Source organism: Pseudonocardia sp. NPDC049635 (assembly GCF_040659795.1).
Lineage (GTDB): Bacteria > Actinomycetota > Actinomycetes > Mycobacteriales > Pseudonocardiaceae > Pseudonocardia.
Genome location: NZ_JBFAON010000001.1, coordinates 143,750 through 156,971 on the forward strand (window position 1 = coordinate 143,750; position 13,222 = coordinate 156,971).

At 74.4% G+C, this 13,222-nt stretch carries 12 protein-coding genes; 8 read left to right on the plus strand and 4 right to left on the minus strand.

Features of this window, described 5'->3' with window-relative positions; all coding sequences use genetic code 11:
- Positions 1-35 precede the first annotated feature (35 nt).
- The gene (locus tag AB0J24_RS00660) at positions 36-611 is read right to left on the minus strand and encodes a helix-turn-helix domain-containing protein (protein ID WP_358673247.1); all 576 of its coding nucleotides are present in this window, start codon (positions 609-611) and stop codon (positions 36-38) included.
- 111 nt (positions 612-722) lie between these two features.
- Here AB0J24_RS00660 and egtA point away from each other — a divergent pair, with 111 nt between their 5' ends.
- The 6 genes from egtA to AB0J24_RS00690 are packed head-to-tail and all read left to right on the plus strand — an operon-like array spanning position 723 to position 7,342.
- Complete coding sequence (gene egtA / locus AB0J24_RS00665) at positions 723-2,111, plus strand: ergothioneine biosynthesis glutamate--cysteine ligase EgtA (protein ID WP_358673250.1); 1,389 nt, start codon at positions 723-725, stop codon at positions 2,109-2,111.
- Complete coding sequence (gene egtB, locus AB0J24_RS00670) at positions 2,108-3,463, plus strand: ergothioneine biosynthesis protein EgtB (RefSeq protein WP_358673252.1); 1,356 nt, start codon at positions 2,108-2,110, stop codon at positions 3,461-3,463. Before egtA ends, egtB begins: the two co-directional genes overlap by 4 nt.
- Positions 3,464-3,465: 2 nt before the next feature.
- Positions 3,466-4,245: an ergothioneine biosynthesis protein EgtC gene (gene egtC / locus AB0J24_RS00675; RefSeq protein ID WP_358673255.1), complete on the plus strand. Its 780-nt coding sequence runs from the start codon at positions 3,466-3,468 to the stop codon at positions 4,243-4,245.
- Between the two features lie 32 nt (positions 4,246-4,277).
- Complete coding sequence (egtD, locus tag AB0J24_RS00680) at positions 4,278-5,267, plus strand: L-histidine N(alpha)-methyltransferase (RefSeq protein WP_358673258.1); 990 nt, start codon at positions 4,278-4,280, stop codon at positions 5,265-5,267.
- A gap of 59 nt (positions 5,268-5,326) precedes the next feature.
- Complete coding sequence (locus AB0J24_RS00685; RefSeq protein WP_358673261.1) at positions 5,327-6,838, plus strand: serine hydrolase; 1,512 nt, start codon at positions 5,327-5,329, stop codon at positions 6,836-6,838.
- A gap of 36 nt (positions 6,839-6,874) precedes the next feature.
- Complete coding sequence (locus AB0J24_RS00690; RefSeq protein WP_358673264.1) at positions 6,875-7,342, plus strand: cupin domain-containing protein; 468 nt, start codon at positions 6,875-6,877, stop codon at positions 7,340-7,342.
- Between the two features lie 242 nt (positions 7,343-7,584).
- On the opposite strand, the gene AB0J24_RS00695 is transcribed toward AB0J24_RS00690, so the two are convergent.
- Together AB0J24_RS00695 and AB0J24_RS00700 are read right to left on the minus strand one after the other, a co-directional pair.
- Positions 7,585-8,811 carry a cytochrome P450 gene (locus tag AB0J24_RS00695; protein ID WP_358673267.1) on the minus strand — a complete coding sequence of 409 codons (1,227 nt, stop codon included), beginning with the start codon at positions 8,809-8,811 and terminating at the stop codon, positions 7,585-7,587.
- A 25-nt stretch (positions 8,812-8,836) separates the two neighbouring features.
- On the minus strand, positions 8,837-9,742 hold the full coding sequence (locus AB0J24_RS00700) for a PDR/VanB family oxidoreductase (protein WP_358674325.1): 906 nt from the start codon (positions 9,740-9,742) through the stop codon (positions 8,837-8,839).
- Between the two features lie 170 nt (positions 9,743-9,912).
- Here AB0J24_RS00700 and AB0J24_RS00705 point away from each other — a divergent pair, with 170 nt between their 5' ends.
- The gene (locus AB0J24_RS00705) at positions 9,913-10,710 is read left to right on the plus strand and encodes an IclR family transcriptional regulator (protein WP_358673270.1); all 798 of its coding nucleotides are present in this window, start codon (positions 9,913-9,915) and stop codon (positions 10,708-10,710) included.
- Here the strand turns inward: AB0J24_RS00705 and AB0J24_RS00710 are convergent.
- Positions 10,661-12,310: a thiamine pyrophosphate-binding protein gene (locus AB0J24_RS00710; protein ID WP_358673272.1), complete on the minus strand. Its 1,650-nt coding sequence runs from the start codon at positions 12,308-12,310 to the stop codon at positions 10,661-10,663. The two genes, AB0J24_RS00705 and AB0J24_RS00710, sit on opposite strands and share 50 nt — an antisense overlap.
- A 105-nt stretch (positions 12,311-12,415) precedes the next feature.
- On the opposite strand from AB0J24_RS00710, the gene AB0J24_RS00715 reads away from it, so the two are divergent.
- Positions 12,416-13,183 (plus strand): IclR family transcriptional regulator, encoded by a 768-nt coding sequence (locus tag AB0J24_RS00715; protein WP_358673275.1) that lies wholly within the window; start codon positions 12,416-12,418, stop codon positions 13,181-13,183.
- Positions 13,184-13,222: the final 39 nt, after the last annotated feature.

Here is a 13,222-nt window from a genome sequence, read left to right on the forward strand (position 1 = left end):
GCACCCGATCATGCTGGTGGCGCTGCCCGAACGCATCAGGGGGCGCGGGTGGCCGCACGAACCCCGTTCTCCACGACGTCCAGGACGGCGTCGAGGTCGTCGGTGGGCAGCCCCATCGCCAGGTGCGACACGAGCCCCTCCAGGACCAGCTCCAGGTACTGCGCGAGCACCGGGACCGGCACGTCGTCGCGCAGCGCACCGGCGGCGGCCTGCCGCTCCAGGCGGGCGCGGGTCGCCGCGGTGAGCGCCACCGAGTGTTCCTGCCAGCGGGCCCGGAACTCCGGTTCGGTGCGCAGCCGGCGGGAGACCTCGAGGCGGGTGCCCAGCCAGCTGCGGTCGGAGTCGGCGTCGAGCAGGTCGCGCATGACCTGCACCAGACCCTGCTCGGCGACGACGTCGGCCATCCGGCCGGCATCCTGCTCGGCCAGCGCCAGGAACAGCGATTCCTTGTCCCGGAAGTAGTGGAAGATCGCCCCCCGGGACAGCCGGGTGTACTGCTCCAGACGGCGGACGGTGGCGCCCTCGTAACCGTGGTCGGCGAAGCAGGTCCGGGCACCGTCGAGGATCTGCCTGCGCCGGGCGGCGAGCTGGTCCGTGCTGACGCGAGGCATGACCCCAGTATTCCGTACGCTTGTCCGGCTTGCCGGGGGCGACCCGACCCGGTGTCGCCTATCCGTCGCGACGTCCTGCAACCGTCACCCGGCGGGGGTAGCGTCGTCGTGGTGACAGCGGACGAGAGCGGCGTACGGGGGGACGGCCGGCTCCGGAGCCGGGCCGCGGCCGAGGCCTACGTCGCGTCGGTGTGTTTCAAGCACGGCCCTCCGGCCCTGGTCGGCGTCGAGATCGAGTGGCTGCTCCAGCACCCGGACCGGCCCGGTGAGCCGGTCGACCTGGATCTGCTCCGGGCGGCGCTCGGCGCGCACACCCCACCCGCTCTGGACCCGTCCTCGCACGGCAGGCCGCTGCCGGCCGGGGGCGTGGTCACCGTCGAACCCGGCGGCCAGGCAGAGATCTCCAGCCCGCCGTCGGACGGGCTCCGCCGGCTGGTCCGCGACATGACGGCGGACGCCGGCCACCTCCACCAGCTGCTCGCCCGGTACGGGCTCGCGCCGCACGACCGCGCCGCGGACCCGGTACGCCCGGCGCGCCGGCTGCTCGACCTCCCCCGGTACGCCGCGATGGAGTCCGTGTTCGACCGGGTCGGCCCGCACGGGCGCAGCGGCATGTGCTCGACGGCCGCGGTCCAGGTGTGTCTGGACGCGGGACCGGCCGACCGGATCGCCGGGCGGTGGGCGGTGCTGCACGAACTCGGCCCGGTGCTCGTTGCGGCGTTCGCGAACTCCCCGGTGCAGCACGGCAGGCGCACCGGGTGGAAGTCCTCGCGCCAGGCATGCTGGCTCAGCCTCGATCCGGGCCGCACCGCTCCACCGCCGGTGACCGACCCGGACCCGGCCGCGACCTGGGCGCGCCGGGTCGTGGACACCCCGCTGCTGTGCGTGCGCGGCACCGGGACCTGGGCGGTTCCACCCGGGGTGACCTTCGGGGACTGGGTCTCCGGCCGGGCGTCCACCGGCATCCTGGAGCGCCCGCCGACGGAGGCGGACCTCGACTACCACATCTCCACGTTGTTCCCACCGGTCCGGCCGCACGGCCACCTGGAGGTGCGCTACGTCGACGGCCAGCCCGGCGACGACTGGGCGCTGCCGACCGCGGTACTGCTGGCACTGACCTCGTCCGACGCGGTCGTCGACCGCGTGCGGGAGATCTGCGAACCGGTCCGCGACTCCTGGGTGGCCGCGGCCCGCGACGCGCTGGCCGACCCGGGACTGGCCGCCGCCGCCGCCCAGCTGTTCCCGCTCGCCCACGACGTCCTCGCCGAGGGCGGGCACCCGCTGGTCGACGCCCCGGGCCCGCTGCTGTCCCGGCTGCGCGAGGTGACCGAGAACCGGGTGCTGCGCGGGCGTTGCCCGGCCGACGAACCGTTCCCGCTGGAGAACACGATCGACGGCACGGTGACCACGGCCGTGCCGTTCCCGCCCGGCCTGTACCTCGGCGACGTCCCACCGGACGCGTCCGGGGACCGCCCACGCATCGAGGAGGGTGTGCGATGACCCGGCCCGACCTGACCGGCCCCGCCGAGCCGGGGGAGAGCCCGGAACGGCTGCGGGAGCGGGTGGCCGCGCTGCTCGGCCGCTCCCGCGAACGCAGCGTCCGGCTGACCGATCTCGACGACGGCGAGCTGACCGCGCAGCACTCCCCGCTGATGTCACCGCTGGTCTGGGACCTGGCGCACATCGGTTCCCAGGAGGAGCTGTGGCTGGTCCGCGACGTGGGCGGTCGCGAGCCACTGCGCCCCGAGATCGACGGCCTCTACGACGCGTTCCAGCACTCCCGCTCGTCCCGGGTCGAGCTGCCCCTGCTTACCCCGGCGCAGGCGCGCCACTACGTCGGCGAGGTCCGGGACAAGGCACTCGACGCGTTGCACCGCAGCCCGCTGCGCGGCCGTCCGCTGGAGCGCGACGGTTTCGCCTTCGGGATGATCGTCGCGCACGAGCAGCAGCACGACGAGACGATGCTGGCCACCCACCAGCTGCGTGCCGGGGGACCGGTGCTCGATGCGCCGGACCCGCCGCGGCCGGCGGCGCCGGTCGACCACGAGGCCGAGATCCTGGTGCCGGCCGGACCGTTCGAGATGGGCACCTCGACCGAACCGTGGGCGCTGGACAACGAGCGGCCCGCGCACACCGTCGACCTGCCCGCCTTCCGGATCGGCGCCCACCCGGTCACGAACGGCCGGTTCGCCGCGTTCGTCGAGGCGGGCGGTTACGACGACCCCCGGCTGTGGACCGAGGCCGGCTGGGCGCACCGGATCGCCGAGGACCTCACCGCGCCCCGGTTCTGGTTCCGCGACGCCGACGGCAGCTGGTGGCGTCGCCGGTTCGGCGTCGTCGAGCCGGTGCCGTCCGACGAGCCGGTGGTGCACGTGACGTTCCACGAGGCACAGGCCTTCGCCCGGTGGGCGGGCAGGCGGCTGCCGACCGAGGCCGAGTGGGAGAAGGCGGCCCGCTTCGACCCGGTCACCGGCCGGTCGCGACGCTTCCCGTGGGGCGACGAGCCGCCGACCCCCGCGCACGCCAACCTGGGCCAGCAGCACCTTCGTCCGGCACCCGTCGGGGCCTACCCGGCCGGGGTCTCGGCGCTGGGGGTGCACCAGATGCTGGGCGACGTGTGGGAGTGGTGCGACTCCGGCTGGCAGCCCTACCCGGGTTTCCGGATGTTCCCGTACCCGGAGTACTCGGCGGTGTTCTTCGGCGGGGACTACGCGGTGCTGCGCGGCGGCTCGTTCGGCACCGATCCCTCGGCGATCCGGGCGACGTTCCGCAACTGGGACCATCCGATCCGCAGGCAGATCTTCGCCGGGTTCCGGCTCGCCGGGGACGCCCGCCCCGGCGTCGACCTCTGACGGTGTGCCGGCACCTGGGCCGGATCGGTCCGCCGCAGACACTGGCGCGGACCCTGCTCGATCCCGAGCACGGCTTGCTCCGGCAGTCCTACGCGCCCGCCGACATGCGGGGCGGCGGCACGATCAACGCCGACGGGTACGGCGTCGGCTGGTACCCGCAGGGCCCGGGCGACGGCGCCGGGCCCGGTGGGGCGGGCGGCACGCCGGTGCGCCTGCGGTCGGCGCGGCCGCTGTGGTCGGACACCTCGTTCGCGGCGCTCGCGGGCACCGTCCGCACCGGCGCCGTGCTGGCCGCGGTCCGTTCGGCCACGGTCGGCATGCCGGTGGTGGAGACGGCCGCGGCCCCGTTCACCGACGGCCGGTGGCTGTTCAGCCACAACGGCGTCGTGCGCGGCTGGCCGGACTCGCTGGCCGGCCCGGCCTCCGCGCTGCCGGTGCGGGACCTGATCACCCTCGACGCCCCGACCGACTCGGCGGTGCTGTGGGCGCTGGTCCGGGCCGGGTTGCGGGGCGGCACCGACCCGGCCGCCGTGCTGAGCGGGATCTGCGAGCAGGTGGAGGCGGCAGCGCCGGGTTCGCGGCTGAACCTGCTGCTCACCGACGGCACGACACTGTGGGCGACCGCGTGGCGGCACGCGCTGGCGGTCCGCACCCGCGACCACGCCGTCACCGTCGCGTCCGAACCGACCGAGGATTTCCCCGACTGGACCCGGGTGCCCGACCGGCACCTGGTGGTGGCCCGACCGGGTCGCCACGACCTGTACCCGCTGGCCGGGCCATGAGCCCGGAGGGCGACCGAGAATCGAGGAGCAGCGTGTCCACTCCCGGCCTGATCCAGCTCGACGTCCACCTGACCGATGCCGACGCCGAGGCCGCACTGCGCGCCGACGTGCTCCGCGGGCTGACCACCCGGCCCCGGGAGATCCCGCCGAAGTGGTTCTACGACGCTCGCGGCTCGGAGCTGTTCGAGAAGATCACCGGCCTGCCCGAGTACTACCCGTTCCGCACCGAACGATCGCTGCTCATCGACTCGGTCGCCGACATCGCCCGCTCCTCGGGGGCCGACACCGTCGTCGAGCTGGGGTCGGGGTCGTCGACGAAGACCCGGCTGCTGCTCGACGCCTTCCTCGATGCCGGGACGCTGCGCCGCTACGTACCGCAGGACGTCAGCGAGTCGGCGCTGCGCCGGGCGATCGACGAGCTGCACCGCGACTACCCGACCCTCGCGCTGCACGGCGTGGTGGGCGACTTCACCACCGACCTGCACCGGCTGCCCGGCGCCGAGCCGGGCGGCAAGCGGATGATCGCCTTCCTGGGCGGCACGATCGGGAACCTGCAGCCGGGGCCGCGTCACGAGTTCCTGACCCACGTGCACGACGTGCTGGAGCCGGGGGAGCAGCTGCTGCTCGGCACCGGTCTCGCGACCGACCCGGATGTGATGGTGGCCGCCTACGACGACGCGGCCGGGGTCACCGCGGAGTTCAACCGCAACGTCCTGCACGTGCTGAACCGCGAGCTGGGCGCGAACTTCGACGTGGACGCCTTCACCCACGTCGCGCTGTGGGACGCGGAGAACGAGTGGATCGAGATGCGGTTGCGGGCCGACCGGGACATGCAGGTCAGGGTGCGTGAGCTGGACCTGGACCTGACGTTCCTGGCGGGGGAGGAGATCTCCACCGAGATCTCGGCGAAGTTCCGGCCGGAGGCGCTCGACGACATCGTGACCGCGGCCGGGTTCGAGCCGACCCGGCGCTGGACCGACCCGGACGCCCGGTTCGCGCTGAGCCTGCTCACTGCGGTCTGACCGGCGGCGGCCGGCGACCCGGGATTGCCTAGTCTGGAATTACGGAATACCGTACGAGCATGTCCGTCAGTGAACAGACGTCCTCGACCGGGGCCCGCGGCCGGCGCGCTCTCGCCGCCGGGCTGGTGGGCGCGTTGCTCGCCGGGCTCCTCGGCTGGGTGTTGGCCCCGGCGCCGTCGACCCCGGGACCGCAGACCACCGGTGACCCCGCGCTGGCCGAGCGGCTGCGCGCCGAGGCGGGCCCCGGGCGGTACGGCCTGGTCGCCGCCGTCGTCCGGGACGGCCGGGTCACGGTGGCCGGGATCGGGGAGGACGGTCACGGCAACCCGGTCGGGTCGGCCACCCCGTTCGAGGTCGGCTCGGTCACCAAGACCTTCACCGGAGCGGTGCTCGCCGAGCTGGAACGGCGCGGCCAGGTCCGGGCCGACGATCGGGTGCGCGACGTGCTGCCCGCGTACCCCTGGCGCCCCGGTGGTGCGGGCGAGGTGACCCTCGCCGAGCTCGCGACGCACCACTCCGGGCTGCCCCGCACCCCGGGCGGGATCGGCGAGCTCGCCCGCGGCGTCGTCGGTGCGTCGCCCTACGGCAACGACGTCGAGGACGTCCTCGCGGCGGCCGACCGCGCCGAGCTCGCCGGGCGCGGTGAGCACCACTACTCCAACCTGGGCAGCGCGCTGCTCGGCCACGCGCTCGCCGAGCGGGCCGGTACGCCGTACCCGCAGCTCGTCGACGAGGTCGTCGCCCGCCCGCTCGGCATGACCGGGACCGCGGTGCTCGACGCGCCGCCGCCCGGGGCGGCCCGCTCGCACGACCTCGCCGGCCGGCCGCAGCCGGTCTGGCTCGGCGAGGGTGACGCGCCCGCCGGTATCGGTGTGTGGTCGACCGTCGACGACCTGGTCCGCTACGCCGGGGCGCTGGGCGACCCGTCCTCCCCGGTGGCGGTCGCGGCGCAGCCCCGGGCCGGTTCCGAGTTCGGCCGCATCGGCTACGGCTGGAACGTCCTCGACGCCGACGGACGCACCCTGCTGTGGAAGAACGGCGGGGTCTCCGGGACCTCGTCGACGGTGCTCGCCGAACCCACGACCGGTGACGCGGTGGTCGTGCTCGGCAACACCGAACGTCCGGTCGACGCGCTCGCGGTGCGGCTGCTCGACGTGCCCTCACCGTTCCCCGGTTCGGACGGCGGTGCCGCCGACCTCGTCCGGGCCTGGCTCCCGGTGCTCGTCGGGACGCTGTTCCCGCTGATGGGCGGGTTGACCACGCTGTCCGCCGCACTCGGCGGATGGGCCGGACGCGAGCGGGTGAACCGGGTCGAGTTCGTCGGCACCGCGGGGACCGGGCTGTTCTTCCTCGCCATCACGTTCGCGGGCGGCGGCGTGTCCTGGTGGCTGGTGCTGCCGTGGATGGTCGGTTGCCTGACCTTCGGCGCGGGGCTCGGGACGGCGGCGGCCCGCTGGCGCGGGTGGGACGCCACCGGGGGCGCGGCGCGCTGGGCCGGCACGGTGTTCGGACTCGCGCTGGGACTCGGGATGACGGTGGCGGTCGCCGTGGTCACGCTGGGCGCCCTCTGACGCCGTCGCGACGTCCGGGCGGGATACCGTCACCACATGGGTGCCTCGAACGGTGACTGGCGGCTCGACGGCGTGCGCGTGATCCCCGGTGACGCGCTGGACACGAACACCCCGCAGACCCCCGGCATGCACCGCGCGGCGGCCGTCACGCACGACCGGGCCGGTGCGGAGAAGCTGTGGGCCGGGACGGTCACGATCCACCCCGGTGCCCGCACCGGTGCGCACCACCACGGTGAGCTGGAGAGCGTGATCTACGTGGTGCGGGGCCGGGCCCGGATGAAGTGGGGCGAGAACCTGGAGTTCACGGCGGAGGCCGGGCCGGGCGGGTTCATCTTCGTCCCGCCCTACGTGCCGCACCAGGAGATCAACGCGCTCGACGACGAGCCGTTGGAGTGCGTGCTGGCCCGGTCCGGGCAGGAGGCGATCGTGGTGAACCTCGACATCGAAGGGGTCGCCGCCCCGGAGCACGTGCGGTGGATCGATCCGGGCCATCCGCGTCCCTGAGCACCGCAGCGCCGGCCGGCCCCGCAGCGGCTCGACCGGGTGCCCTGGTGGACAACGGTGCCGCGCACCTACCGTCGGGGCATGCCGATGAACGCGGTGCACCGCCGCATCTGCCGTTCGGACAGCTGACCGGCTTCCCGCGCGGCTGACCGCCGCCGGGTTCGCGGCCCCGTCGACCGAGCCGGTCGCCCGCTCGTTCCGGTTCCGGGGGAGCCGGCCCACATGAGCCGGGCGCCCGGCCGTCACCGCCGGACGCGCAGCGGCATCGACTTCCAGGCTCGCAGGGTGTTGTTGTGATGGCGCACGGCCGGGCCCGCGTTCTCGATCGTGCGGACCCGCGACGCCAGCGCGGTGAGCAGGGCCTCCGCCTCCAGCCGGGCGACGTGCTGCCCGACGCACTGGTGCAGGCCCATCCCGAAGCCGACGTGCCCGGACGGGTCGCGGGACAGGTCGAAGACGTCCGGGGCGTTCCAGCGGCGCGGATCCCGGTTCGCCGATCCGAGGAACATCAGGATCTTCCGGCCCTCGGGGACGACGTGCCCGCCGACCCGGATGTCGGTGGTGGCGGTCCGGAAGAACGTCTGCACCGGCGACTCCCAGCGGATCGCCTCGTCGAACGCCACCCTGGCGAGCGAGGGCCGGTGCCGCAGCCGCTCCCACTGGTCCGGAAAGGTCGCGAAGGCGTGGAGCACCGCGGACAGCGCGTGCACCGTCGTGTCCACACCTGCCGAGAGCAGCGAGCGGACCACCAGCGGGGCCTGTTCCGGGGTGATCTCGCCGCGGTCGGCGGCGGCCCAGATGCGGGCGCCGAAACCGTCGTCGTCCAGCGCGTCCCGCCTGCACCGGTCGTTCACCCACGCGGCGAGCTCGCCTGCCCCGGGCGCGCCCGCGGCGACCAGGTCGTTGTGCGGGCCGAACGCGTTGAACAGGAAGTCGCCGTAGGGCAGCAGGTTCTCCCGGCCCTGTCCGTCGATCCCGACGGCGTCGGGAAAGACCCGCAGCGGGAACACCTCGGCGAGGTCGTGGACGGCGTCGAACTCGTCGCCGCGGGACAGCACCTCGTCGACGAGGACCTCCGCGTCGGCGAACCAGTCCGCGCGCAACCGGCGCAGTGCGCGAGGTCCGAGCACCGCGCTCAGGACCCGGCGGGGCGCGTCGTGCCGTGGCGGGTCGGCCTCCAGCAGCAGGCTCGGCGGACGCCAGGGCTTCTCGTAGCGGAAGTTGGACAGGCCGACCCCGGCCGCCGACTGGAATCCCTGCCAGTCCACCAGCGCGGCGTGCACCTGCTCGTAGCGGGCGAACGCGTAGACGTCGTACCGGGTCAGGTGCACCACCGGGCCGGCGTCGCGCAGCGCGGTGTGCAGCGGGATCGGGTTCTCCAGCACGTCGTGCGAGAACGGGTCGGTGTCGTCGGTGGGCAGCACCGCGCCGGGCCGGCCGGTCGATGTGCTGCTCGGTGCAGTGGTCACGGTGTTTCCTCCGCGGGTCGGGAGATCAGAGGTCCAGCACGAGCCGGTCGCTGCGGGAACGCGATACGCAGATGAACATGCAGTCACCCGCCTGCCGCTCGTGGTCGCCGAGCAGCGCGTCGCGGTGGTCCGGCTCGCCGGAGAGCACCTCGGTCTCGCAGGTTCCGCAGACCCCGCGGCGGCAGGACGACAGCACGTCGACCCCGGCCGCGGTGACCGCGTCGAGCACCGTCCGGTCCGGGGCGACCTCGACCGTCACACCGGTGCGGGCGAGCTCGACCCGGAACGGGGTGCGGCGGGCGGGCGCGGGCGGTGCGGCGCTCACGAACCGCTCCGTGTGCAGCGCGTACGCCGGCCAGCCGGCACAGGCGCTCTGCACGGCGGCGAGCATCGGTTCCGGTCCGCAGGCGTAGACCCGGACCCCGGCCCGTGGCTCGCCGAGGAACCCGGGCAGGTCCAGCAGCCCGGTCTCGTCCTGCGGGGCGACGACGACCCGGTCACCGTGGCCGGCCAGCTCGTCCAGGTAGGCCATCGACGCGCGGCTCCGACCGCCGTAGAGCAGCCGCCAGTCGGCACCGAGCAGGTCGGCCTGCACGATCATCGGCAGGAGCGGGGTGATCCCGATCCCGCCTGCGACGAACAGGTACCGGTCCGAGGGCACCATCGGGAAGTTGTTCCGCGGTCCACCGACTCCGACCTCGTCACCCACCGCGAGCTCGTCGTGCACCGACGCCGAGCCACCGCGGCCGTCCGGCTCGCGCAGCACCGCCACCCGGTAGCGGTGCGGGTCCCAGCGGTCCCCGCACAGCGAGTACTGGCGGGTCAGACCGTTCGGCAGTTGCAGGTCGACGTGCGCGCCGGGGGCCCAGTCCCGCAGCCGCCCTCCGGCGGGCGGGACCAGTTCGAGCTCCACCACCTCGTCCGCCCGCATCCGTTTCGCCGCGACCCGGAGCGTGGTGGCCTCCGCCGTGGCCGGGCCGGCGCCGCTCACCTGGGTTCCGTTCACGCGACCTCCTCGTCGTCGTTGTCACCAGGGTCCGCCGGGCCCATGCGCCGGCGTAGCAACTTCTCAATGGACGAGAGAGCTGGCAGGATCGCGCCGTGTCCAGAGCAGCCACGGGGGAGTCGTCGCTGGCCCGCGCGGTTCGGGTGATCGCCGCCTTCACCCCTGACGAGCCGGAGCTGCGGGTCTCCGAGATCGCCCGGCGCAGCGGGCTGCACGTGGCGACCGCGTCCCGGCTGGTGGCCGAGCTCGTCACGCACGGTCTGCTGGAGCGCGGCCCGCGCCGGGAGGTCCGGGTCGGCGTGCGGCTCTGGGAACTGGCTGCGCGCGCCTCGCCCACCATGTCACTGCGCGACGCCGCGCTGCCCTACCTGGAGGACGTGCACGCGGTCGTCGGGCAGCACACCCAGCTCGGCGTGCTCGACGGCACCGACGTGCTGTTCGTCGAGCGGCTCTCGGCCCGCGACGCGATCATCAACTACAGCCGGATCGCCGGCCGGATCCCGCTGCACCTGTCGTCGTCCGGGCAGGTGCTGCTCGCGCACGCCCCGCACGAGCTGCAGAACCGGGTCCTGGCCGGGACGCTGGAGCGGCACACGCCCCGCAGCGTGGCCACCCCGGAGGCGCTGCGGGACGCGCTGGACTCCGTCCGGCGGACCGGTTACGCGGTGCTGCCCGGTCACCTGCACCCGGACGCGGCCGGGGTCGCCGTCCCGGTCCGGGGCGCGTTGAACGAGGTGGTCGCCGCCCTCTCGGTGATCGTCCCGAACGACGGCCGCGCGCAGGCCAACGTACCGGTCCTGCTGGCCGCCGCCCGGGGGATCGGGCGCACGCTGAGCGCCGGGGTCAGTGCTCCTCGAACGAGTGCGCGAGCACCCAGCTCGGGAACGCCGTGATCTTCGCGTCCAGCACCAGCGGGCGCTCGCGCGGACCGGCCAGCCAGCCGGTGACGACCTCGGTCACGTCCCGCACCGTGCGCACCACGGCGGCGTCGCAGCCGAAGCCGCGCGCGATCGCGGCGAGATCGGTGTCGGGGAACTCGACGAGACCGGTCGGGTGCCCGGCCGGGCCGAAGTGCTGGACCTCCGCCCCGTAGGCGGCGTCGTCGTAGACCAGGACCACCAGCGCCAACCGGGCGCGGACCGCGGTGTCGAGCTCGACCAGGCTCATCATGAAGCCACCGTCACCGACGCCGGCGACCGTCACCCGGTCCGGGCGGGCGAGGGCCGCGCCGATCCCGGCGGGCAGCCCCAGCCCGATCGACTGGAAGGCCAGCGGCATGACGAAACCGTCCTGCACGACGTCGAGGAACATGCTCGGGTAGCCGACGAAGTTCCCGCCGTCCACGGCCAACGTCCGGTCGGCGGGCAGCAGGTCGTCCAGCGCGATCGTCACGGTCCGGGGGTCGATCAGGGTCTCGGTCGAGGTGTCGGTGTAGGGCACGTCGCGCCAGCGGCCGCCGGCGATCCTGGCCTTCAGCTCCGGGGTGCGCTGAGCCGACGGCGCGCCACCGCGCCGGGCCAGCTCGGCGACCAGGGCGCGGGCGGTGCGAGCGGTGTCGCCGACGACGCCCAGATCGACCCGCCGGTGCACGCCGACCGCCTCCGGGTCCCGGTCGACCTGCACGACGGTCGCCCCCGGCCCCGGCAGCGAGCCGCCGCGGGTGGTCCACTGGTTCAGCGAGGCACCGAAGGCGACCACCAGGTCGGCCTCGCCCAGCAGCTCGACGGCGGTCGGCGTGGCGAACCCGCCGGAGACGTCGATGCTCCACGGATTGCCCGCGAACAACCCGCGGGCCACCGCCGAGGTGGCGAGCAGCGCACCGGTGGCGTCGGCCAGCTCCTCGATCGGTCCGCGCGCGTGCCGTGCGCCGCGCCCGCCCAGCAGCACCGGCCGCCGGGCGCCGGTGAGCAGCCCGGCCAACCGGGCCACCGCGTCGGCCGACGGCTCCGCCTCACCGAGCACCTCCGGCGGACCGGGCACGGCGGCCCCCGGTGGGCACGGCGCGTCCTGCACGTCCAGCGGGAGCTGCAAGACGACGGTGTGCCCGTCCGCGGCCCGCCGGTGGGCGCGCACCGCCTCCTGCACGGCGGTCGCCGGGGTCGTGGCGGTCTCGACGACCGCACCCGCGGCCCGCAGCAGCGCGGCCTGGTCGAGCACGAAGTTGCTGGTCACGTCGGGCCGGGCGGTCGCACCGGTCAGCACCAGCAGCGGGGTCTGGCTCTTCGCCGCCTCGACGATCCCGGTGATCGCGTTCGTCAGGCCGGGCCCCTGGTGCACCGAGACCACGGCGGGCCTGCCGGTGACCCGCGAGTGCGCGTCGGCCATCACCGCCGCACCGGCCTCGTGCCGCGCGGCCACGAACCGCGCACCGCCCGAGACGAGCGCGTTCGTCACGTGGAAGTTGCCGCTGCCGACGACCCCGAACACGTCGGTCACACCGGCTTCCGCCAGCCTGCGACCGATCGCCGCGGCCACCTGCTCGTCCGATCCCACCTGGTCACTCCCCTCGTCGGTCGTGTCGGGTCGATGGTGCGTGGTGCCGGACGGGCGGAGAAGCGAAGTTTCATTCGACGGGAGTGCCCGTGTCAGACTCGCGCCGTGTCACGCACTCCGACGGGGGAGTCGGTGCTCGCCCGCGCCGTCCGGATCTTCGAGGCCTTCGCGCCGGGTGAGACGACGCTGAGCGTCTCGGAGATCTCCCGCCGGGCCGGGCTGCACATCTCGACGACGTCGCGGCTGGTGGCCGAGCTGACCGGGCACGGTCTGCTCGCCCGCGGGCCGGGGCGGACCGTGCAGATCGGCCTGCGCCTGTGGGAGCTGGGGCTGCGGGCGTCGCCGACGCTGACCCTGCGCCAGGTCGCGCTGCCGTTCCTGAAGGACCTGACGAACCTGGTCGGCCACCACGCCCAGCTCAGCGTGCTGGAGGGGATGGACATCCTGTTCCTGGAGCGGCTCTCCGCACCCGGTGCGGTGGTCAACCTCTCGCGGGTCGCCGGCCGGATGCCTGCCACCGCGACCGCCCCGGGTGTGCTGCTCCTCGCGCACGCCGATCCGGAGCGTCAGGAGGAGGCACTGGGCAGGCCGCTGCCGACCTATACCCGCTCCACGATCGGCGATCCGGACCGGTTGCGGTCCGCGCTGGCGCGGGCACGTCGCAACGGCTTCGTCACCTCGCCGGGCTGGGTCGAGCACCCCGCCTGCGGTCTCGCCGTACCGGTGCGCGAGACCGACGGCTCCCCGGTCGCGGCGCTCTCGGTGATCGTGCCCAACGACGACCGTGTGTTCGGTTTCCTTCCCGCGCTGCGCGCCGCCGCGATGGAGATCGGACTCGTCCTGCGGCGTGCGCACGCCGAACCCGCTCCGTGAGACAACCGAGCGGCAATCTCATTGATTGAAAGTCAGGTG